A 312-nucleotide genomic window follows, 5' to 3' on the forward strand; every position below is an offset into this window, starting at 1 on the left:
GTCGGTGATTTGGGAGAAATGAAGCAATCATTGCCTGCCTTTATGATTCCCAATATTCCTTTCAATTTTGAGACATTGGCCATTATTTTTCCAACAGCCTTTGCGCTTTCCATCGTTGGCTTGCTTGAGTCATTATTAACCTCTTCTATTGTTGATGATATGACGGATACGGAAAGCGACAAAAACAGGGAAAGCCGCGGACAGGGCATCGCCAACATTGTCGCCGGTTTTTTCGGAGGCATGGCGGGATGCGCGATGATCGGCCAGTCTGTGATCAATGTAAAATCAGGAGGAAGAGGCCGCTTGTCCACC

1 protein-coding gene is annotated in these 312 nt (G+C 47.1%); it reads left to right on the forward strand.

The window, feature by feature from the left end; translation table 11 throughout:
- Positions 1-312, forward strand: a 312-nt coding sequence (locus J0695_RS46525) for a SulP family inorganic anion transporter (protein ID WP_206970110.1), incomplete at both ends; no start/stop codon positions are given.

This window comes from Streptomyces beijiangensis (assembly GCF_017315755.1).
Taxonomy (GTDB): Bacteria; Actinomycetota; Actinomycetes; order Streptomycetales; family Streptomycetaceae; genus Streptomyces; species Streptomyces beijiangensis.